At 56.1% G+C, this 21,383-nt stretch carries 15 protein-coding genes; 1 reads left to right on the forward strand and 14 read right to left on the reverse strand.

The features are described from left to right. Positions 1 to 7: 7 nt before the first annotated feature. The 5 genes from infB to DWX63_RS00870 form a co-directional block, all read right to left on the reverse strand. Positions 8 to 2,722 (reverse strand): translation initiation factor IF-2, encoded by a 2,715-nt coding sequence (infB, locus tag DWX63_RS00850; RefSeq protein WP_117842507.1) that lies wholly within the window; start codon positions 2,720 to 2,722, stop codon positions 8 to 10. A 91-nt stretch (positions 2,723 to 2,813) separates the two neighbouring features. Next, the gene (gene nusA / locus DWX63_RS00855) at positions 2,814 to 4,061 is read right to left on the reverse strand and encodes a transcription termination factor NusA (RefSeq protein WP_006234042.1); all 1,248 of its coding nucleotides are present in this window, start codon (positions 4,059 to 4,061) and stop codon (positions 2,814 to 2,816) included. A gap of 1 nt (position 4,062) precedes the next feature. After that, positions 4,063 to 4,557 carry a ribosome maturation factor RimP gene (gene rimP / locus DWX63_RS00860; RefSeq protein WP_117842508.1) on the reverse strand — a complete coding sequence of 165 codons (495 nt, stop codon included), beginning with the start codon at positions 4,555 to 4,557 and terminating at the stop codon, positions 4,063 to 4,065. Between the two features lie 249 nt (positions 4,558 to 4,806). Next, positions 4,807 to 7,383 carry a leucine--tRNA ligase gene (gene leuS / locus DWX63_RS00865; protein WP_117842509.1) on the reverse strand — a complete coding sequence of 859 codons (2,577 nt, stop codon included), beginning with the start codon at positions 7,381 to 7,383 and terminating at the stop codon, positions 4,807 to 4,809. 370 nt (positions 7,384 to 7,753) lie between these two features. After that, positions 7,754 to 9,265 carry an IMP dehydrogenase gene (locus DWX63_RS00870; RefSeq protein ID WP_089571691.1) on the reverse strand — a complete coding sequence of 504 codons (1,512 nt, stop codon included), beginning with the start codon at positions 9,263 to 9,265 and terminating at the stop codon, positions 7,754 to 7,756. 193 nt (positions 9,266 to 9,458) lie between these two features. Here DWX63_RS00870 and DWX63_RS00875 point away from each other — a divergent pair, with 193 nt between their 5' ends. Continuing rightward, positions 9,459 to 9,806 (forward strand): winged helix-turn-helix domain-containing protein, encoded by a 348-nt coding sequence (locus DWX63_RS00875; protein WP_117842510.1) that lies wholly within the window; start codon positions 9,459 to 9,461, stop codon positions 9,804 to 9,806. A gap of 225 nt (positions 9,807 to 10,031) precedes the next feature. Here the strand turns inward: DWX63_RS00875 and DWX63_RS00880 are convergent, their stop codons facing one another. From DWX63_RS00880 to DWX63_RS00925, 9 genes are all read right to left on the reverse strand, one after another. Further along, on the reverse strand, positions 10,032 to 11,024 hold the full coding sequence (locus DWX63_RS00880) for a PLP-dependent transferase (RefSeq protein ID WP_158559577.1): 993 nt from the start codon (positions 11,022 to 11,024) through the stop codon (positions 10,032 to 10,034). Between the two features lie 146 nt (positions 11,025 to 11,170). After that, positions 11,171 to 11,677 carry a hypothetical protein gene (locus tag DWX63_RS00885; protein ID WP_117842512.1) on the reverse strand — a complete coding sequence of 169 codons (507 nt, stop codon included), beginning with the start codon at positions 11,675 to 11,677 and terminating at the stop codon, positions 11,171 to 11,173. Positions 11,678 to 11,776: 99 nt separating this feature from the next. Then, positions 11,777 to 11,902, reverse strand: a complete 126-nt coding sequence (locus DWX63_RS11595) for a hypothetical protein (RefSeq protein WP_255413223.1) — start codon at positions 11,900 to 11,902, stop codon at positions 11,777 to 11,779. Between the two features lie 110 nt (positions 11,903 to 12,012). Further along, positions 12,013 to 12,465 carry a hypothetical protein gene (locus DWX63_RS00890; protein ID WP_117842513.1) on the reverse strand — a complete coding sequence of 151 codons (453 nt, stop codon included), beginning with the start codon at positions 12,463 to 12,465 and terminating at the stop codon, positions 12,013 to 12,015. Next, a complete protein-coding gene (locus DWX63_RS00895; RefSeq protein ID WP_117758172.1) occupies positions 12,462 to 12,851 on the reverse strand; it encodes a helix-turn-helix transcriptional regulator in 390 nt (129 codons plus the stop codon). The genes DWX63_RS00890 and DWX63_RS00895 overlap by 4 nt, the downstream gene beginning before the upstream one ends. A 1,126-nt stretch (positions 12,852 to 13,977) precedes the next feature. Continuing rightward, positions 13,978 to 15,033, reverse strand: a complete 1,056-nt coding sequence (locus DWX63_RS00900; protein ID WP_117842514.1) for an SIR2 family protein — start codon at positions 15,031 to 15,033, stop codon at positions 13,978 to 13,980. A gap of 1,046 nt (positions 15,034 to 16,079) precedes the next feature. Further along, positions 16,080 to 17,489 carry a hypothetical protein gene (locus DWX63_RS00905; RefSeq protein ID WP_117842515.1) on the reverse strand — a complete coding sequence of 470 codons (1,410 nt, stop codon included), beginning with the start codon at positions 17,487 to 17,489 and terminating at the stop codon, positions 16,080 to 16,082. Positions 17,490 to 17,972: 483 nt separating this feature from the next. Then, positions 17,973 to 18,791 (reverse strand): hypothetical protein, encoded by an 819-nt coding sequence (locus DWX63_RS00915; protein WP_117842517.1) that lies wholly within the window; start codon positions 18,789 to 18,791, stop codon positions 17,973 to 17,975. A 564-nt stretch (positions 18,792 to 19,355) separates the two neighbouring features. Further along, positions 19,356 to 20,810, reverse strand: coding sequence for a reverse transcriptase domain-containing protein (locus DWX63_RS00925; RefSeq protein WP_147336043.1), 1,455 nt, complete (start codon positions 20,808 to 20,810; stop codon positions 19,356 to 19,358). Positions 20,811 to 21,383: the final 573 nt, after the last annotated feature.

The raw sequence follows: 21,383 nt of genomic DNA on the forward strand, positions 1-21,383 counted from the left end.
CTACCCCCTACTCGGTACGGGCAACCTGGTCGATGCGGTAACCCTCGATCTGGTCGCCGGGCTTGATGTCCTGGAAGTTCTCCAGGCCAATGCCGCCCTCGGAACCGCTCTTGAGGCTCTTGGCCTCGTCCTTGTAGTGGCGCATCGAGGCGATCTTGCCGTTGAAGACCACGATGCCGTCGCGCACCAGGCGCACGGAATCGGTCGCGGCGATCTCGCCCTCTTCGACGCGGACACCGGCGGCGATACCGACTTTGGGCACCTTGAAGGTGTCCAGAACGGTCGCGGTACCCGTGGAGACCTCGACCTCGGTGGGCTTGAGCATGCCGATACGGGCAGCGTCGAGCTCCTCGAGGCACTTGTAGATGACGTCGTAGCAACGGATCTCGACGCCCTCGCGCTCGGCGGCGGAGCGGGCCTTACCGTCGGGACGGACGCCAAAGCCGATGATGATGGCGTTGGAGGCGTCGGCCAGGACGACGTCGGTCTCGTTGATGGCACCAACGGCGGAGTGGATCGTGTTGATGCGGACCTCGGACTGATCCATCTTGTCGAGCGAATCCTGAAGGGCCTCGATGGAACCCTGGACGTCGGCCTTGATGATCAGGTTGAGCTCCTTGACCTCGGCGTCGGCAATGGTCTCGAAGAGGTTCTCGAGCGTGACGTGCTTGACGCGGCTCTGCTCCTCGATACGGGCCTTGAGCGAACGCTCGTCGGCGAGGGCACGAGCCTCGCGCTCGTCCTCGAACACGCGGAACTCGTCACCGGCGTTGGGCACGGACTGCAGGCCCAGGATCTCGACGGCGTCGGAGGGACCGGCCTCGGTGACGGCGCGACCCTTGGGGTCGAGCATAGCACGGACGCGGCCGTAGGTAAGGCCGGCGACCAGCGTATCGCCCACGTGCAAGGTACCGCGGGTCACGAGCACGGTAGCGACCGAGCCGCGGCCCTTGTCGAGCTTGGCCTCGAGGACGTTGCCGGAGGCAAAGGTGTCCGGGTTGGCCTTGAGCTCGAGCACGTCTGCCTGGAGCAGCACGGTCTCCAGAAGGTCGTCGATACCGATCTTCTGCTTGGCCGAGATGTTGACGAACATGTTCTGTCCGCCCCACTCCTCGGGGATGACGCCGTACTCGGTGAGCTCCTGGCGCACGCGGTCGGGGTTGGCACCCGGCTTATCGATCTTGTTGACGGCGACGACGATGGGTACGCCGGCGGCCTTGGCGTGGTTGATCGACTCGACCGTCTGGGGCATGACGCCGTCGTCGGCAGCCACAATCAGAATAACGATGTCGGTCACCTTGGCACCACGGGCACGCATGGCCGTAAAGGTAGCGTGACCCGGGGTATCGATGAAGGTGATCTTGCGGTCGTTGATCATAACCTGCGAAGCACCGATGGCCTGCGTGATGCCGCCCGCCTCGCCGGCAGCGACGCCGGTGTGACGGATGGCGTCGAGGAGGCTCGTCTTGCCGTGGTCGACGTGGCCCATGACGGTGACGACCGGTGCGCGCGGCTTAAGGTCGGCGGGATCGTCGTAGAACGAGAAGGTGTTCTCCTCCTCGGGGGTGATGATCTTGATCTGACGGCCCAGGTCGTCGGCAACGAGCTCGACGAGGTCGTCGGACATGGACTGTGTCATGGTGAGCGGCGTACCCAGCAGGAACAGGCGCTTGATGATGTCGTTGGCCGGAACGTCGAGAGCCTCGGCAAGCTCCTGGACCGTAACACCCTGGGAGACCTTGATGGCATCGAGTTCCTCGGGGTTCACGCCCTGGGCCAATGCCTCCTCTATCTTGCGCTCCTCCTGAGCCTTGGCAGCCTCGCGCTCACGCTTCTCCTTGCGCTTCTTGCGGCGACCGGTGGACTCACGAGAGGCCTCCTCGACGGCGGCACGAGCCTCCTCGAGCACCTTCTCGCGGCTGTACTCCTCGGCCTCGCGAGCCATGCGGCTGTAGTGGTCCTCTTCGTTGTTGTGACCGCCCTTGCGCTTCTTGCCCTTGCCCTGCTTATCGGGGTTGGGGAAGTCCATGCCGGCAGCGACGTTGTTGCTGGCGTTGGTGCGATGGCTGTGCGGACGGCTCTCGGAGGCGTTGCGCTCGGAGTTGTTGTCGGAAGCGTTGCGATCGTTACGACGGCCACCGCGGCGGTCGTTGTTGCCGCCACGACGGTTACCGCGATCGGCGGCGCGCTCGGCCTTGGCCTTGTCCTCGGCGTCCTTCTTCTCCTTGAGCACGGTCTCCTGTGCGGCGATCTGGTCGAGCAGCGAGCGGAAGCGCGAACCGGAGTCGGAAGCGGGAACGGCGCGGCGCTGGGCCTCGCGGGCAGCCTCCTCCTTCTCGCGGGCAAGGCGCTCCTGCTCGGCCTTCTTCTTGGCCTCGGCCTCGGCGCGGGCAGCCTCCTCGGCAGCCTGGGCTGCGGCAAACTGGCGGCGCTCCTCCTCGCGGGCCTTCTCGGCGGCGATGCGCTCGCGCTCGGCCTCGGCGGCGCGTGCGGCCTCCTCGGCGGCAGCTGCCTGCTCCTCGGCCTGCTTGGCGGCCTCGACTTCCTGAGCGCGGGCCTCGATCACCGAGGCGAGCTGCTTGCGGACCATGGCGACATAGGCGTCCTCCAAGGTGGAGGAAGCGGACTTAGCGGGAATCTTCATATCGGCGAGATGACCCATCAGTTCCTTGGAGGTCATGCCGAACTCTTTGGCCAGGGTGGACACACGGACTTTTGCCATATGACTTCACCTACCCTTTCTGGCACCTTGGGTGCCTAGAGACTGAACGAGCGTGGGAGACGCGCCGGGACCCGCCCGGCGCGACCGCGCGCTAGATCAGGTCCTCCGCATCATCGAAGGCGTCGGTGTCGTGGACACCGCAGAAACGGGAGCCGGGACGAGCCTGGTTGCGGCACTGGATGCCGTCCTCGGACACGTACTCGCAGCGGCGGACGTCCTCGTCCTCCTCGTCACCGATCAGGTCGGCGGCGGGCTCCTCGTGAACGGGAACGTTCTTGAGGATGTCGGCGGCAAGCGTCTCGGACTTGATGTCGATGTGCCAGCCGGTCAGGCGCGCGGCGAGGCGGGCGTTCTGGCCCTCCTTGCCGATGGCGAGGGACAGCTGGTCGTCGGGCACGATGACACCGGCGTAGGCCTTCTCCTCGTCGATGAGGACGCGGGTGACCTTAGCGGGCGAAAGGGCGTTAGCGACGTAGACGGCAGGATCGGCATCCCACAGGATGACGTCGACGCGCTCGCCACGGAGCTCGCCCACGACAGCGCGAACACGGCTGCCCTTGGGGCCGACGCAGGCGCCCACGGGATCCAGACGGTCGTCGAGCGAGTGGACGGCGACCTTGGAGCGCTGGCCGGGCTCGCGGGCGATCGACTTGATTTGGACGGTGCCCTCATAGATCTCGGGCACCTCCTGCTCAAACAGGCGACGCATGAGCTCGGGGTGGGTACGGGAGATGACAATCGGCGGACGGCTGTGCTCGCCGCGAACCGGCTGCAGGTTGGAGTTGGGGTCGCGAACGTCGATGATCACGGCCTTGATGTGCTGGTTGTGCAGGTAGCGCTCGCCCATCGGACGCTCGTTGCGCTCGTTCTCGTAACGGCGCTGGTCGAAGTGCGGAAGCTCGGCCTCGACGCCCTCGCGGATCTTGACGATCGTGAAGTCGGGCGTGGACTGCAGCACGGTACCGCTGATGAGATCACCGATGCGGCCGGAGAACTCCTCGTAGATCTGCTCGCGGGCGGAGTTGCGCACGATGGCGTTGATCTCGGCCTTGGCGTGCTGGGCAGCGATGCGGCTCGTGTTCTTGGGGGTGACGTCGATCTCCTCGAACTCGGTGAAGTTGCCCTCCTCGTCCATGGAATCGTCGATCGGCTCCAGGCGGTAGACGTAGATCTTGCCGGTGGTGCGGTCGATGGTCACCTTGGCGCCCCACTCAAGATGCAGGATCTCGGCATAGCTCTTGGCGAGCGACTGCTCAAGGCGGTCGATCAGGTAGAGCTGGTCGATGTGCTTCTCCTGGCAAAGCTCCATCAGGGCGGACATCATGTCGGATGCTGCCATCTTACTTTCCTTCCTTCGCGGGCTTGAAGTCGTAGGTGGGCTTCAACTTACACTTTTTAACATCAGAGAAATCGAGGGTAACGGACTCGCCGTCCTCGAGCTCGAGGGTCACGTTCGTCTCGGTGGCGGCGGCAATCTTGCCGGCGTACTTGCGACGGCCCTCGGTGGCGGTGGAGGTGAGCTCGCAGTCCTCGCCCACAAAGCGGGCAAAGTCGCGCGGACGGCGCAGCGGGCGCGCCATGCCCGGGCTCGACACCTCGAGCGTATAGCTCGAAGAGATGGGGTCGAGCTCCTCAATCGCGTCGCCGACCCACTTGGTATTGGCCGTGACGTCGTTGAGCGACAGGCTCTGACCCTCGGCACCCTCGATACGCACGCGCACGCAGGGGGCCTTGGTGGCACCCACGAGCTCAACGTCGACGATGTCGACATCGTGCTGGGGAGCGATGGCCTCGAGCGCGTCGATGATCGCCTGCTCGGTCTTAGTCTTGACCATTGCGGCACCTCCATCCATACAAAAAAGAAGCGGGGCCGAAACCCCACTTCTTTCAATTACAACTTCATTTGCAAGCAAACTATAGCAATACCTGCGAAAACGTGCAAGCACAGTACGAATCTGCAGGTCAGCGTGCGCACAGCTTCTCCACAAGAATAGGACAATTGACCGCGGCCAGGCTAAACAAAACAGGGGACGACCCAACCGGATCGCCCCTCGTCTTTAATGCGTCAGCTAAGCGCGCAGTGCTTACTTGACCACCAGGTTGACCAGCTTGCCGGGCACGCAGATGGCCTTGACGACCGTCTTGCCCTCGAGCCACTTGGCAACGGCGGCCTCGGCGGCAGCCTGCATATCCTCATTGGAGGCATCGCGGGCAACGTCGATGCGGCCGCGGACCTTGCCGAGCACCTGGACGACGATCTGCACGGTGTCCTCAATGGACTCGGCCAGGTCGAACTCGGGCCAGGCGGCGGTGTAGGCGTTGCCCTCGCAGCCGAGGGCCTCGTGCCACAGCTCGTCGGCCCAGAACGGGCAGATGGGCGCAAGGACGCTCACGATATCCTTAGCCACGCCGTAGCACAGCGCCTTGTCGCGGGCGGCACCCTCGGTGGCGTTGAGGTAGGCGCTCGCCGCGTTGACGAGCTCCATGACGGCCGAGATCGCGGTGTTGAACTGGCCGCGATCGAAGTCCTCGGTGCACTTGGCGATGGTGCGGTGACGCTCGCGATAGAGCTTCATCGCGACCTCGTCGAGCGCGGACTTGTCGAAGGCCACGTTGGCGTCGCCGGACTGGACGAGCTGCCAAACGATACGCCAGGCGCGCTTGATGAAGCGGTTGGCGCCCTCAACGGCCTTGGGATCCCAGTCGAAGTCCTTCTCGGGCGGGGCGATAAACAGGATCGCCAAACGCATGGTGTCGGCGCCGTAGGGCTCGATGACCGAGCTCGGAGGCACGACATTGCCCTTGGACTTGGACATGGTGTCGCCGTTCTCGTCCTTGACCATGCCCTGGCACAGCAGGTTGGTGAAGGGCTCGTCCACACTCAGCAGACCCAGGTCACGCAGGGCCTTGGTAAAGAAACGGCTGTAGAGCAGGTGCAGAATGGCGTGCTCGATGCCGCCGATGTAGTTATCGACGGGCATCCAACGGTCGGCGGCTTCCTTGGAGAAGGGCAGCTCGGTGTTGTGCGGGTCGGTATAGCGCAGGTAGTACCAGCTGGAGCAGGTAAAGGTGTCCATGGTATCGGTCTCGCGCTTGGCCGGGCGACCGCAGACCGGGCAGGTGGTCTCGTAGAACTCCTTGCACTCGGCGAGGGTCTCGCCTGCGCCCAGGTCCAGATTCTCGGGCAGCGTCACCGGCAGCTGATCCTCGGGCACGGGCACGATGCCGCAGTGCTCGCAGTGGATGGCCGGGATGGGGTTGCCCCAATAGCGCTGGCGGCTGATGAGCCAGTCGCGCAGACGGAACTCGACCTTACGGCGGCCGCAGCCCATGGCCTCGAGGTCGGCCACGATCGCAGCCTCGCCCTCGGAGTGCTTACCGCCGCGCATGCCGGTGTACTTGCCGGACTGAACGAGCGTGCCCTCGGCAGCGTGGGCGCAATCCCAGTCGACGGTCTCGGCATGGAAGGTGTCGATGGTCTCGCCGCTAGCCTCGACGGCAGCGCGATCCTCATCGTCCAGAATGATCGGCACGATCGGCAGGTCGTACTTGCGGGCAAACTCAAAGTCGCGCTGGTCGCCACAGGGAACGGCCATGACGGCACCGGTACCGTAGTCGGCAACGACATAATCGGCAACCCACACGGGGACCTTCTCGCCATTGACGGGGTTCACCACATAGCGGCCCGTGAAGGCACCGTGCTTCTCGAGGGTGCCCTGGGCACGCTCGACGGCAGAGATATGCTTGGAGTCCTCGACGATCTTGGTGACGGCCTCCTCGTACTGAGTGCCCTCGACGAGCTCGTGCAGACGAGCATACTCGGGAGCCAGGACAAAGAAGGAAACACCAAAGAGCGTGTCAGCGCGCGTGGTGAAAACGGTGATCTTGCCCTCGTCGCCCTCGATGGGCTCGCCATCGGCATCGCACAGGGTAAAGTCGACCTCAGCGCCCTCGGAGCGGCCGATCCAGTTGGCCTGCATCTGCTTGACGCGCTCGGGCCAGCCGGGGAGCTTCTCCAGGTCGTCGAGCAGCTCCTGGGAGTAGTCGGTGATCTTGTAGTACCACTGCTCGAGGTCACGCTTCTCGGGCTCGGTGCCGCAACGCCAGCACTTTCCCTCGGTCACCTGCTCGTTAGCCAAAACGGTCTTGCAGGTGGGGCACCAGTTAACCGGATTCTTCTTACGATAGACCAGGCCTTTTTCCCACATCTTCTCAAAGATCCACTGACCCCAGCGGTAGTAGTCGGGGCTGCAAGTCTTGACCATGCGATCCAGATCGTAGGAGAAGCCCATGCGCTTCATCGTGGCGAGCGCCTGGTCCATGTTCTTATACGTCCAGGCGGCAGCCTGCGTGTTGTGCTTGATGGCGGCGTTCTCGGCAGGCAGGCCAAAGGCGTCAAAGCCGATGGGATGCAGCACGTCGTAGCCGCGCATGCGGGCCTGACGGGCCATGGCATCGCCGATGGTATAGTTGCGCGCGTGGCCCATGTGCAGGTCGCCCGACGGATACGGGAACATCTCGAGCACATACTTCTTGGGCTTGCTGTCGTCGGTGTCGACGGCAAAGAGGTTGGAGTCCTCCCAGGCCTTCATCCACCGGGACTCAATGGCCTGCGCGTCGTAGGCAGGAATCTCGTCCTTATGATCTGTGCAATCGCACATATCAGCTCCTTTAATCTTAGCTGGGGTCGGTCGGCTTAGCTTTGTTCGCTACTACGGACAGTCCTGCGCAAGACGAAGAGCACATTAAGTGCTCTTCTTTGCGTGCGGAACTTGTAGCGAACAAAGCTAAGCCGACCGACCCTAAGGTTAACTTGACTGATGATAGCAAATACAACAAGCGAGATGTCTGCGACTTGCAGGCATCTCGCTTTATCTAAATAACGTGGTTGATACTCAACCTTTATGTGCAACCCGTTCTAGAACGAACGGGTTTTCCAAGTGCCGCAGATTGCCGTGAAAGAGGAGCGACGCGTACTTTGGTACGCGAGCGACGGTTTGAACGGCAAGGTGCGGTGCTTGGGAAAGCCGCTTATCGATAAGATACGGACTGCTGGGAGTCCTTTACGACAACGTCGTGGGCGCCGCCTTCGACGATGGAGGTGGAGCTGACCAGGGTCAGGCGTGCCTTTTCCTGGAGCTCGGGGATCGAGAGGGCGCCGCAGTTGCACATCGTGGACTTGACCTTGTAGAGCGTGCCGCCCACGCCGTCCTTGAGGGAACCGGCATAGGGAACGTAGGAGTCGACGCCCTCGACGAAGCTGAGCTTCGCCGCGCCGCCCAGGTCGTAGCGCTGCCAGTTGCGGGCACGCGCAGAACCCTCGCCCCAGTACTCCTTCATGTACTGGCCGTTGACGTTGACGCGCTCGGTCGGGCTCTCGTCAAAGCGGGCGAAGTAGCGGCCCAGCATCATAAAGTCGGCGCCCATGGCAAGGGCGAGCGTCATGTGGTAGTCGTAGACGATGCCGCCGTCGGAGCACACGGGCACGTAGACACCGGTCTCCTCGTAGTACTCGTCACGGGCGCGGCAGACGTCGATCAGCGCGGTGGCCTGGCCACGGCCGATGCCCTTGGTCTCGCGGGTGATGCAAATGGAACCGCCGCCGATACCGACCTTGATGAAGTCGGCCCCGCAGTCGGCCAAGAAGCGGAAGCCCTCGGCGTCGACGACGTTACCGGCACCGACCTTGACGTCCTCGCCGTAGTTGGCGCGGATCCACTCGATGGTGCGCTTCTGCCACTCGCTGAAGCCCTCGGAAGAATCGATGCACAGGACATCGGCACCGGCCTCGATGAGCAGCGGCACGCGCTCGGCATAGTCGCGGGTATTGATACCGGCGCCGACCATATAGCGCTTGTCGTTATCGAGCAGCTCGTTGGGGTTGGTCTTGTGGCTGTCGTAGTCCTTGCGGAAGACGATGCCCATAAGGTGATCGTTGTCGTCGACGATAGGTAGGGCGTTGAGCTTGTTGTCCCAGATGACGTCGTTGGCAACCTTGAGGCTGATGTTCTTGTCGCCCACGATGAGCTGCTCGCGCGGGGTCATGAACTCGGAGACCTTCTTCTGGTGGTCATCGCGGCTGGGGCGATAGTCACGGCTGGTGACGATGCCCAGGAGCTTGCCCTTGGGAGTGCCATCGTCGGTGACCGGCATGGTGGAGTGGCCGGTCTTCTCCTTGAGCTCGATGACCTGCTCCATGGTCATGTCGGGGGTCAGCGTGGAATCGGACTGAACGAAACCAGCCTTGTGATCCTTAACGGCCTTAACCATAGCAGCCTCGGACTCGGGGGTCTGAGAACCGTAAATGAAGGACAGGCCACCCTCGGTAGCGAGCGCGACGCCCATGTCGACGCCCGAGACGGACTGCATGATGGCGGAAACCATGGGGATGTTCAGGGTGATTGCCGGCTTCTCACCGCGCTTGAAGCGGGTTAGCGGCGTCTTAAGAGAGACGTTGTTGGGGATGCACTGCGAGGACGAGTAACCAGGAACCAGCAGATACTCCGAAAACGTGTGGGACTCACCGGGAAAGAACGTAGCCATGTTTCTCCTTTTTCCATGCGACCGGTCGGCTGCAGGCCTCGTAGGACCCAGCCCAACCTTGGGCGCCCAATACTGGGGAAGTATCTTAACGCACTTTGACTGCTACAATGCATGGTTTAGAAAGAGCACACGAGGGTTTGACGCAGGCTTTGCGTTTGCCCAGCAATCACTTTAGCGGGGAGACGTGGAGCGTATGAAGTACAAGACGACGGCAAAGTTGGTCATTCAAGCGTGCGACAAGGATTTGCCGGGCGTGTTCGGCCATGGCTGCGTCTTGCTGCTGCAGGGTATTGCCCGGGAGCACTCACTCAACCGCGCCGCCAAAAGCATGGGCATGGCGTATTCTAAGGCCTGGCGCATCGTGAACGAGGCCGAAGGGCAGCTGGGATGCAAACTCATCGAGCGCGACGGCGCCCGCGGATCCACGCTCACGCCCTCCGGCGAGCGAGCCATAGCGGTGTACGAGGAGCTGCAGGCCGACATCAACCATGTAATTGCCGCAAAGGCCAACGACCTCATCGCCAGCATCAACGCAGGATAGTCCTTTTGGGACTGAATTGTTGTCCAGCGCGCCCTCGGATTGAGGCTCGCGCCACAAAATGGGCCCATCTACTACGTTTAGTTGAATACCCTAGACCATACCGGGCATTATGAAAATAAAACCGCTGGTAGACAGCTTGGCGATTTTCAAAATAAGCGGGTATGGTCGACCCCTACGGCTTAAACGTAGTAAATAGGCCGTTTTCGTGGCACAGACCCCGATTAGCTACTTGCGGAGGGCGTTGTCTAGGGTGGCGGCCACGATCAGGGGGTTGTCGGTGCCGACGAAGAGGCGGATGGTGCACCCCTGCTTGCCGCGTGGAGCCGAAAGGCGCGTCGTTGCGCCGCCGGCCGGCGATGTACGAAACTCCCCCGGCAAAGCATCGAACAAATCGCCCGCACTGCGCTCGATAAGGTCAAACTCAACTGCCGGACCAAAGCCGTGCTCGAGGATTCCAGTTGCAACCGCATGGTCGGGATGCGAGCTCAGTCCGGGATAGCGCACGGCGTGCACCATCTCATTGACAGCCAAGTACTCGGCCAGCGCACGTGCGCGGTCGAAATGTGCCTGCATGCGGGCATCGAGCGAGTCCAGCCCACGCTCCAGCACGTCGGCCTCCTCGGTAGAAAGGTCGAGCGCCGACGCACCGCAGCCCGCAAACAACGCGTGCACGCATTCAGCCGCGGCATCCACGCGATGGCGCTTGAGCTGCGAGCGCGCCACCGAAGCGGCAACCAGCTTGCGCGGAGCCTTACCGGCGCATACGCGATCGAGCGCCTCGAGCGACAGCGCAGCGCCCAGCCGCAACGGATCGCAGCCAAAGACGCATGCCACGGTGTTGTCCACAACCAGCAGCGCATGGGCCTCACGCGCCGCCCGACCCAGCGTACGCAGATCGGGCACACGCAGACCAAACCCGCCGATGGAGTTGACGAACCACCACAGGTGCGGCCCCTCGGCATCAAACGAAGCATCAAAGCCCTCGGACGTAGCAGCAAACGCCGCAGCCGCGGGCTCCCCCACCATAGCCACGTCGCAGGCATCAAAGCCGCGCGCAAACACATCGGCAAAGTCATTGGCAAACGCAACCAGGCGATCGCCGGGACGTACAATCCCCAACAGAGACAGCGCCGCCGGCACATGCGGCGCTGCAGCAAGACGTGCCTCACGCGCGCCGGCCCTTGCAGCCCAGGCCTCTTCTAGCTGCTGTACATCCACACGGCACCGTCCCTTCATAAGCAAAAACCCACGATGCGGGTGTTCCCCGCATCGTGGGTAACGGCTGCAGTATAGCGCCGATGGGCGACGAAGCGCCTAGATGCTGAGCGTGTGATAGGTCACGCTCGCACCCGGAGCGTCAACGGTCACGCCATAGGCCTCGGGTGGCCAAAAGCGTCTGCAACGTCGAGCATCTCAAAGTTGGCATCCCAGCTGTCAAAGATACGATGCACCAACACCGCGAGTTCCTCGGCACACAGCAGGGGAAACGGCGCATCTGCCGCACCCTGAAGCGCGACCGACCCGCCCGAGCATGCCTCGAACAACTGCACCAAAAATGGGTCGGTTAATGCTGGCGATGCGGTATACAGATACGGCACGCGCAGGACTTTGGCTTGGATGCCGTCGCGCGATGCATAGTAACGGCACAGGTCGTTGGCAGCGCGGGCGATAATGCCCTTGCCCGTCTGGGCGCCACTGGCGGCCGTGGCGTCGTCGTCACATCTGCCAGTGGTGCCCTCTGCACCCGCGGGCCCCGCAATAAACAGCAGCTGCACATTGCGTCCCATACAGGCACGAAACACCGAGCGCAGCAGCCCAATGTCGCCAAAAGTCACGGTATGCGGGGTGAGGTAGGTAGAAAGGTAGACCACGCGCTCAAACTCGTAGGCCTGGTCCAGGTGCTGGAGGAGCTCTTTCCACGAAGCATGGGGCGACGACTCATCGCGGCGCGCGTCCTGCGCGGCTACGACCTACACATGGTCGCCGGGGAACGCCTTGGAGCAAAAGTCATCGTCAACATATGCGGTGTTGCCAACAACCAGCACTTCCACGGCGTTCCCCCTCCCCAAAAATCTACTTTTGCCATAGTCAAACATGCGTATTGTACGCTGTAAAAGCGAGCCAAGGCGCCTTTAAGGCTGTTTTAAGAACTTTTTAGAGGATGTGAGAGCGGCAACTCATTCGACTTAGATTCATCGAGGAAATGCTATTCGCTCTGAAAAGGCACATCGCAATCTGCTGACAGCTCTGCAGGGAGAATGGCAGGCAATGTAAGCGCTCCCATGGGTGAAAGTCCAGTAACAACCATCAAATAGCTCTTTGCATGGGCATATGCCATCGAAATAGCATTTGAAAGAAGGTAGTGACGCGCCTCGTCATCGGGAGAGTTCATTGGCATTTGCGCTGAAACCGAGATGGATACTGTAACGCCAGCGTGAATCTTCTCCTGTGCACCTTCGTCTCTGTCAAGGAGGCTGCCAATTACGCACATCTTTAGACTTGCGCGTGCATCATTACCTTTTTTCGAAAGATGGACATCTTGGTAGCTAACGTCAACTTTTAATTCCATGTTATCCGAGGGCGAATCCTCGATATGGAAATCGGAGTCAACGACGAACAAATGAACGACTTGAATCGGAGCAATAAAATCCCCACTCATGCTGCCAAACCTCCGGAAATCATCTCGAGATTCACATGCGAGGACGGACGCTCGTTCCTAAAAGACCATTGCTCTCGCACGAAATTGTTGGATGAAAGAAACGGTAGCTCTTTAGAATAGCTAACGGTAACCTTAGGAACGATATTGATACCCAAAGCAAGCTCGAACCTAGCGATCGTCTTCAGCGTCATATTGGGCTGAGAATTCAACAGCTTCGAAAGCGACTGAAGGCTCACGCCCATACGCTTTGCCAAATCGCTTTTGCTTAAACCCAGACGCTTCATCTCGCGATGAACAATAAACTCGATATCTAGCGCGTGTTCATAAGCGCGTGTTTCGCTGGTTTCTGTATCGGCGTAAAAATCAGATAAATCTACTTTATTCATTGTGTTCTCCGTTTCGAAAGCCAAGTATAAAAGTCAAGGCTCAGATTCCAGAAGTTGACGTGCTATTCTGGCCGATCATTGTTCGAGCGGTTAATTTCCGCTTAGGGTCTGACAACATTTTCTGGAATTGAGAGTTGTCGGGAGAAGCCGTCAATTCCCAAAACGGTCGACCCTTGAGGTCTCTATATTCGACAAGATCATATCCTTCTGCCAAAGGGCACCTCCCATTTCTAGATGAACTTAACTTATAGGTTAAGTTCATCCATTTAAATACATATAACGAGGTCCAGACAAGATTCCTCTGCCCCAATCGATAAACAAACCAGTCGAGCTTATGCAAAATCCGGAAGTGTGCGGCATATTCTAGACACGTCAACCACACTGGATAGTGGCAACGCTTCTACCTGCGGGTTCTTTTCATGAAAAGGACGATGTGCTCGAGGGTTCCAAAATTTGCCGCATGCTTCCGTCGGGCGTTTCCGGAAGTGCGGTGAAAAACCGAGATCGACAGACCAGACCCCTGTTTTAGCCTTCCGCGACCTGCGGTTTTGTTGCCGAAATTCGGTTTATGCTCGGAGGTTTCCGATTTTTCCCCGCACTTCCGAAAAGCACCCTTAAACCGCGCGTCCCGAAGCGGAAAACCGCCGGATATTTGTTCTCCCCAAATGAGATCCTTGTTTTGCCTGGCCGAATCTTACATCCAAACAAAAAAAGAGGACCGACGCATCAACCCTCTTCAGGTGTCGCCCGAAGGCTTCCAGCGCAATTGATTTAATTCTAATCGATATCACTTGTTTGACCACGATCACGTCAACCAGTAGAAGCCGCCCATGCTCGATCATTCCATTGCCGGGATGGTGCTTGGCTAGTACGTCACACATTGCATACATGAAAAAAGGGCAACACTCTCAATTTGAAAGCGTCACCCTTAAAGCTCCCAAAGAGCTTTTGTATTGCAGGAAGATACTCTACACTATCTTCCCTTGATTGGCGGGTCGAAACAGACACCATTGTGATTTCAAGCAGAAAGCGTTATATTAAGTATGCATTTGCACGTGGTGTTCGCACTATACGCTCAGATGCCATAGTTTACAAAGATGGCCTTCTTCATAGACGCTAGGTGGGATTACTCACTAGTAGCCGATATGTCGAAGGCCTTCTTGTACTTAAGGAAATCATACATTCTAATAAGCCGTTTCAGCTCGCTATTACCGTGGATTATCTTGCGATCGTCTATGATGAGCGCCCTCAGATATTCAAGCAACTTATTTAGATCGATCTCATCTTCTTCAAGTAGCACAAGCTTTTTAAATGCTTCCTCAAAGCCTTCGTTAGCTATAACAGACTGAACCGAGTGTCTAATTCCCGAATGATGATAGCTACCTTTTGCCTTTCGTAGGCTGTTGTTTAGAAAAGCATCTAAATCCTTCTTCTCATCTATTTCCTTTAGCATCCTTGGATTAAGAACTTCCCCTGAATACGCGCTTAAATACTTATACATGGGCAAACCACCCGAGTTAGAAGCAAGCAGCGAAGGAAGGTATTCCTCGACGGCAAGCTTAGGAGCAACATGTTCGTCATCAAACACAACATCACGATATAGAAGTTCGGCTTTGACCATATGCCCGTGCCCTAAAGAAGCATTCACAACACCGATGCCCAGCACAAGGTGCTGTCCCTCCGGAAGTCTCTCGAGGTCGCTAAAACTCGCTTCAACTACCAGAGAGTCATTCGGATCGCCCTCATCAGCCAAGGCGTAGATGCTCCTGCGAAGCTCACGAATGATCCTGGGCGAGAAGGAGCATTTGGATTGTCCAATTGCTTCATACACCGCACCAAAATCGTTCGTCCTAATCTCGGTCATGCTTATCTCGCCAATACCTGGAAAGGTAAACGAATGAGTTGAGGTTGCGTTTTCTCCCCTAGTAAGGAAGATAAAGCGCTTTCTAAGCAACGCAAGATTGTTAGAACCGAGGCAGCGCGAAATCGACATGAGGATAGCTTGGATATCGGGGTCGTTAAGGGAATAACCGATAAAAATAATTGGGTATTCCATAAAAATAGTTAACAACTTGGCAGCCAAGTAATCCTGTGTTTCGGCGAGTTTTGCGTAATCTGCCTCCTCAAGAACCATAGATTCAGGATTATCCATAGAACCGTGGATCTTATAGATTTCACCCATTTCAAAAGATCTGTGAAAGACGAGATCGTCTTGGCCAAAAAAACTTTAAACTCGGGAAATAGCGACTCCAGGAGACAGTCATAGTTGGTTGTTATAACTCCAGAGATACGCCGCCTGCCAACCTCTCTCAATATATCAAGCTCATGCGTCATATATGCAGGTTTGAACGAGGATAACCTCTCGGCCGCCATGATCTTTAAAATAGATTTACGCTGACGAATGTCCTCTACATGATCGTTTCTAAAAGAAGCGAAGCGAGGGTCCTCAAGAACAGCTATGCGCATATCCTTATCAAGCATCGTCGCGGCAGAGGGCAATGCGCTATTGTCAGACTCATCTGGACAACGTGCCAGGTACGAGTCAAGCCGAAAGGGATCATCGGAAAGACGGGAACAGAGGTGCCTTAACAAACCAACCCAATCGTCGGTACCCATGTATCTACGGGAAAACCCCGAGCCAACGAATAAATAGGGGCTACGGCCCACCCCATTTATCAGACGGACAACGCTGTCTACAATGTCATTTCTTCCGACTTCCATCTAGCGCCTCCAAACAAGCTACTTCCATAAGTATAGAACATATGTTTGGATTTTACTAGAATTGCAAGACTTCATCGGAGACAAAGCTGCTCGACAATTGAAAATTCGAACCGCACAGGTGACCCAATATTCAGCAGTGCTCCGACGAGCAAATATTCATTTCGCGCCTCAGGCAATCTAGCGCAGCGGCATCAGTTAGAACGCCATGACTCTCTAGGAGTTCGATAAGTTGAGCGAAAGTCTAAAATTCCATCGCCAAAGTAACTCCTAAAATCAAAGGGCCGTTGCCGATAACAACCGAACAACGACCCTCCTTTGTCATCGCCTCACGTAGAGCCCACGACAACTGCATCACTAACAGGATGGTAACCTAGATGCGCAGTAATTGCGCATCCAAATAAGTTAATCATGTAGCAAATACTCTTCGCGTTGAAACTAATGCGAAGCATTTTCGCGTCCGTGCACGAGAATGCGCAGTCAATATGCGGAAAGGCAAAGATGATTCACCTAGCTAACAACCATCCAGTCACTACCGACAGTACTCGAAATCTTCAAGGAATCGCCGATGCACACGATGGTCGCCGACGCGCCTGGCACGTACTTAACCTCAAGAACGGAAATGCCTTCTTCCTTAAGCCTTGAAGTCGTTTCGGCTATCTGAGACTTGTTCACATCATTTTTGCTGACCAGCTTAACGCCATTGGCATCATTTTCATTCAGGCAGGATACAACCGTATTGTAATCGGACCAATAACAGTACTCTCCAGAAAGCCACCCAAGCTCAGTGGCGCATATCGATCCAGTCGCAGAAACCGTCTTTGGAAGCAATCCGTAACGTTGCCTTTCCTCAAATTCCAGTACATCGCAAAATACGCGATTAGCATTAAGTAATCTCGTTCCACAATAGTCCCCATAAAATGGCGCAAAGTGATTGCGGATAGTCCGCGACAACATCAAGTAGTCGTAGGTGTAATAGCCCATGAAAATTCGCAGACCGTCTCCCCCGGATCCTTCAGCAGAACGACCGAATTCAACAAGGAACTGGTCCCACATGCTCTCAATATAGGGAATTGCGAGTTTAACGCTATCCCTATCAGACAGAGGAGTCTCGCTCTTCTGCTGCATTATCCCCGTAGTATTTGCCAAATGGAAATGAGCGGCCATACGCTCGATCGTTCGGATGAACTCAGGACGATTCCCATCCTCTATAGCCATAATTGCGAAGAAAACACTTCTCAACAGGAGATCATTCGAAAAACGCTGAGGTAAAAGATCACCATATTCACGCTCGTATGCGAATAGCCTGGCTTCGCCCGTATCAATTGAAGAGTAACTAAATACGGAGTACGACGGAACAACATATGACGGAATGACATATGAGCGCACACGGCTACGTTTAATTTGATAACGCTTAAAAAAGGTGGAAATCCAAAAGGTCACAACACCAAATAATGCCAGCTCAAACTCAAAGGCAATACTCGAAGTATCAAGCACATCTAGCCCCTGTCCTCCGAGATAGCCATCGATAACAAAGTGATCGAATGCGACGGACAGCAAAAGATACATGAACGCCTCGAATGAGAAAGGAAGGGTCCGGTACCGCAATTTACCCCTTGCATGCTTGATTACCCCAAGAAACAACCAATAGAAAAGGGTGGGCATGTATCGCAGCGAAGGACCTGGAACTGAAAACGCATCGCAAATCGCAGCCACAATAAACACGGGGAGCTGGCAACAAATTGTTGGAGCGAGAATTTGGTAGGCAACGTTCAACCTGCCTGACTCATCGGAGGGATACAGTTCTTCGACGTTGTATTGCCCTCCAATCGCCAAGGGCCCAGCAAAGCGGACAAGCTGAACGCTCACCAAACCGGTAAAGACATAAAAGACAATCCAAAGAATAGTGACCGATTCCACCTGTAAACAATCTCCTCAAGTCATACGCTTGCGATTAATTGTAGATAGACAGAATTGAACAGGAAGCGACAATATTTGAAACTGTTGTTTTACGCGCCCCGGATCAACCAACATACCCCAGAAAGGTCGCTGATGTTGACTGGGGTTCCCGTAAAACCCCAACAAAATATGTGCGGAGTGCCAGCCTGAAACTGCCTTCGGACCCTATTGGCTGCACACCGAGAGGCTCCGCTATGAAACGCCCCCTTTACCACCAGCTCTTCGCGACCGCGTGCACGTCCATGGTCAACGCGACGATGACTATGGCAGCCATTGCAGAGGCGGTTCAGCCTCAGAAGACCGCCGAGCAGCTGGCGCAAGCCGTGAGGTCGAGCTCAGCGTTGCTTTTAAATGCAGAAAAGCGAGTCCGAACGCAGCGGTGTCCGGTCCTCTTGGCAGGTCCCATCTTGGGTTGATGTCCACAAAACTAGCCCTTGCGGTCGGTTAAACAAGTTTCAACAGCCTTTGATACTCTCCGGGATCACGCATACGCATAATATCCATGTATGTTCTGCTTTTTGCGACCATGATATCGTCGAACTTGGATAGGCCGCGCCCGCTCGCTCTTGTGACAACCATGCGGTCGTCGCAAAAATATGAAAGGAAGGTGTCCTTGCCGGGATGGTGTATCCGTCGGACTTCGAGCACGTTCCGGAAGTCATAGTAAAGTGCGGCGTTTACGGTTTCCTCAAGTTCAGGCAGTCTGTCGATGCCTTCAAAGCGGCAAGGATAAATTAGCAGCAAGTTTTTTGAATGATTGATTGAGCGAAGAAGTACTCGGGCCTCACGGTCTTCTTCACTAAATTGTTTATTACTCTCAATTTTTAGAAGCTCGTCAAGCTTGGCGAGGTTGTAATCCCTGAGAATTGCATGCAGGCGTAAGCCTCTCTGTTCTTTTACATGACTTCTGCAAAGTTGTTCTAAAGTTATTCCGCGACCTGAAACTCGCCTTGACGAAGTGAGACTTACGGCGCGCATCATGGAATTTCCGAAGATGAGCTTGAAATCTAACTGATACGCGTCTGATACCGCATCACACTCCCCATTTGCCTCGGATACGGGCGCATGAAACTCCGCACCTCTGGTCAGTTCCTTGAAAGCGTTAGAGTGGTTGATGAGCTCGCGCGTCCATTCCTCGTATGTATATAACGGACGCCCAGAATAGTCTTGCATGAGGTCCTTAGCAAACAATTCTGGGGTAATCATTGCGGATTTAAGTCTCTCGACTCCGGGAACGGCTTCAATAAGCCTCTTATCTATCACCGTGGCCTCCTCCTTGCGGTAGTTTCACGGATGTTGACGGAAGCCGTTCCAGCAGGGTACGCCAAAGTTGGCCCGAGCGAGCGGCCCGTCCTGGTTCGGAAGGGTCCGTGCCTTCGCCTAGAATACGCCCACCATGTCGCGACCAGGCCGCTTTCGAGACTATCCTGGCCGTCTCCACGGCAACCTCGCGTTACTTCTCGGAGAGGAAGGGGCCGAGTTGCACGACACGGCGCTCCGGAGGGGCACATCGAGCTGTCATGACTGGGCCGAGCTGGAAAAGACCACCAGGAAGATAGTCGAATCCAGCCTTAAGCTTGTCGACAGAATGGGGTCGGCCTAGGATATCGATAGATTCCGAATCCTGGACACAGGGGCCAAAGAGTCCATTACACCAACTTTCGCGACACTACCGTTCTTGTCATATCATTCTGATGTTCGGCTCGAGTTTCAGAGGCATCGTTCCGCGACCGCGTGAAGGCACATCAATTGTTACCTAGTGATCGGAATTGGCCGATATCGATTTAGTATTTATGGCTATGAATAATCCAGCGCTAAAGCCATCGTTTACCGAGCACTCAAGCGTTTAATCTTCCTATAAATCTTAGCCTCGTCGGGGGCAATCGGATCATTTGGAAACGCCTTTTGGGCTCTCGCTACGTAGGAAAGAAAGTTCCCATAGCGAGAAAATGCAGAAGGGTCAGCATCACCCGAGGGGCATAGCCTTCTTCCCTTAATACCGAGTGGTGAATAATGTTGATATAGAGCGGAGACGCGCTTTTTTGATGCGTGTCTCCCCTCTCCCTCATTAGAACGCGCAATCGCAGTGGCCGCCTCACGGAGACGTTTGTGGTACTTTCCAACCGTAGACTGTCGAAGTCTTACAATGCGCCCGTCAAAGTCAAACCCCAGGAAACTGACTTTCTGCGCCGGATGTGCACCGGAATACGAAAGAACCTCACCCGCGCAAACGCTTTCAAAATCAAGCTGAGCAACTCCGTTGCCATCAACCCGGAACACCTTGGTTTTCTCAGATTGCAGTTTAACGGAATCGACATCGGCCATTAGATTGATTGCCTCTACAAGTGCATCAAAGCCAGATTTTGGAACGGCAATAATAAAGTCATCGCAATAACGAAGATACAAGCCACCAACCCGTTCAACGGCAAGCCTGACCTTCATATCGATATCGGTCATATAGATGTTAGCGAGCACTCCACTTGCAGCAAGACCCTGAGGAATGCCGAGATCAATACCCGTTCGCCGCCACGGCCTGGTGATGACTTTACTTTTGTTTGCAAGAAACTCAGACCTTGGCAAGATAACATCCAGCTTATTAAGTTCACGAATAGACTTGAACCGAAGTTCGATAGCCGCTTCATTGATCATTTTCTCCCGAGTAGGATCGATTACTGGCCATGGAAATTCATGTCGAGCAGCCAAATCAGCAATAGGCCAGCACGAATAGCGAAGGACATTTTTAATAACTTGATAGTGATCGTCCGGCAAGCGTCCACTGGGAAACAACGAACGCAACGACGCTATTAGATGGGCATGATTTAGGTTGTCGAAGAAGCTCTCGAAATCACCCGTAAGCACAAAAGCCGAATCTTGCTCACGCATATAGTCGAATGCCTTTTTAGCTGAGGAAATATTGCTGCCAGCAGTTACGGCGCTGTCTGATGAAAGCGAAGAGCGGTACGCTACGGCAACCTCATTAAACTCTTCGGCAATAGCCTTCTTGTTATATAAGTCCGACCACAGATAAGAGTAGTACTGGAAGACGCGGTGATCGAAATGCGAGGCATAAGCGATATTGCGAACTTTGCAGCTTCGCTTACCTCCACGATACCGAACAGTAATGATCTCGTTGGAAATAAGAGGGTAGAACGCATGATGAGAAACGTACCCTGAATCTAAAATCTTGGCCTGAACTTCGGCAAAAGAGGCCCTATGATCGAAATGGGCATATGAACTTTTGGAACTATATCGAGGAATACGAGCGGTATCGAACTCGGCCAAAATACCCCCCAAATAAATCAACCTGTCCGGATCAACAAGCGGCGGCTAACCCTCCCCGGACAGGCTAATCAAAGGCGCAGCAAGTGCAACCAACGCTTTCGCGGCCACCTAAAACAATGCTTGCCTATGGCATACTAGACGAAAGCGAGGAATTGGTACTTATGACCATCGAGGCTCTTATCCAGCTAGCAGCAGGCAACGCTGGTGTCAATGTTGCGAACGTCGGAATTTCGTCGTTTGCGATATTGACGGCAGTAGCGTACCCCATCGCCAGTTCGCGATGGGCAGTTAGCTTTATTCCCCATTCTTGCTTTGCTTAAACAGGTTATAAGAAATCGGCTCATGCAGTTAACAGCGCCTTGATGCACACCCAATTGTCTTGACGGCGGTCGCATCGAAAATGCTGGTGCGCCTCTACGGATACAAGGACTCCTCCATCTAATGCATGCACGCTAATGCATGCACACGGTCCGCGAGACAATATCACCGACAAGACCGTGAAAATCCCGATGTGCATAATCCAGGAGTTTGGATGCACAGACGGGTGGATTGTCATTGTTCAGATTGGTCGCT

This window comes from Collinsella sp. AF20-14LB (assembly GCF_003459505.1).
Lineage (GTDB): Bacteria > Actinomycetota > Coriobacteriia > Coriobacteriales > Coriobacteriaceae > Collinsella.

Coding starts and splice junctions, on each gene's coding strand:
- infB (WP_117842507.1), bottom strand. CDS start 2,722: ATGGCAAAAGTCCGTGTGTCCACCCTGGCCAAAGAGTTCGGCATGACC.
- nusA (WP_006234042.1), bottom strand. CDS start 4,061: ATGGCAGCATCCGACATGATGTCCGCCCTGATGGAGCTTTGCCAGGAG.
- rimP (WP_117842508.1), bottom strand. CDS start 4,557: ATGGTCAAGACTAAGACCGAGCAGGCGATCATCGACGCGCTCGAGGCC.
- leuS (WP_117842509.1), bottom strand. CDS start 7,383: ATGTGCGATTGCACAGATCATAAGGACGAGATTCCTGCCTACGACGCG.
- DWX63_RS00870 (WP_089571691.1), bottom strand. CDS start 9,265: ATGGCTACGTTCTTTCCCGGTGAGTCCCACACGTTTTCGGAGTATCTG.
- DWX63_RS00875 (WP_117842510.1), top strand. CDS start 9,459: ATGAAGTACAAGACGACGGCAAAGTTGGTCATTCAAGCGTGCGACAAG.
- DWX63_RS11595 (WP_255413223.1), bottom strand. CDS start 11,902: ATGTTTGACTATGGCAAAAGTAGATTTTTGGGGAGGGGGAACGCCGTG.
- DWX63_RS00890 (WP_117842513.1), bottom strand. CDS start 12,465: ATGAGTGGGGATTTTATTGCTCCGATTCAAGTCGTTCATTTGTTCGTC.
- DWX63_RS00895 (WP_117758172.1), bottom strand. CDS start 12,851: ATGAATAAAGTAGATTTATCTGATTTTTACGCCGATACAGAAACCAGC.
- DWX63_RS00900 (WP_117842514.1), bottom strand. CDS start 15,033: ATGGGTGAAATCTATAAGATCCACGGTTCTATGGATAATCCTGAATCT.